This is a genomic window from Pseudomonas sp. 51_B, from assembly GCF_017491595.1.
Classification (GTDB): domain Bacteria; phylum Pseudomonadota; class Gammaproteobacteria; order Pseudomonadales; family Pseudomonadaceae; genus Aquipseudomonas; species Aquipseudomonas promysalinigenes.
On the sequence record NZ_JAFGYW010000425.1, the window covers coordinates 1 to 441 of the forward strand.

General features: G+C 54.6%; 2 protein-coding genes. One reads left to right on the forward strand and one right to left on the reverse strand.

What is annotated here, in order from left to right:
• The first annotated feature begins 16 nt into the window (after nucleotides 1-16).
• Nucleotides 17-205, forward strand: a complete 189-nt coding sequence (locus J5M56_RS25555; RefSeq protein WP_016773646.1) for a hypothetical protein — start codon at nucleotides 17-19, stop codon at nucleotides 203-205.
• Between the two features lie 68 nt (nucleotides 206-273).
• Here the strand turns inward: J5M56_RS25555 and J5M56_RS25560 are convergent.
• Nucleotides 274-441 (reverse strand): DUF2058 family protein (locus J5M56_RS25560; RefSeq protein WP_207938131.1); only part of this gene is annotated, 168 nt, incomplete at its 5' end.

The window sequence follows — 441 nt, forward strand, 5'->3', positions numbered from 1 at the left end:
GATTTGGAGCTAGCAGATGACTGTAAAAGTAACTGAACGCGACGATTCACACATGTCCCACGAAGGCCTGGCCGCCGGCATCCGTATCTGGGATGTGCATCAACAAGACTTGCTGGTCGGCATGTTCCACAACGAAATAGATGCCCATAACTACAAGGCCGAACTGGAAGTGCAGGAACAGCAACGAGAACTGAAGTCCGCCTGAAACAACACAGCATTTGAAAACGACAAACCCCGCCATGAGCGGGGTTCGTCGTTGTTACAGCCGTGGATTTACCACATCAGATCGTCAGGGATCTGGTACGCCGCGTACGGATCGTCCTCAGCGTTGACCTCTTCGGTCTGCACGTTGAGCTGGACAATGCGCTGCGGGTCGCGCTCCTGGATCTTCAGCGCCGCTTCACGGGGAATCACTTCATAGCCGCCGTTGTGGTGCACGAT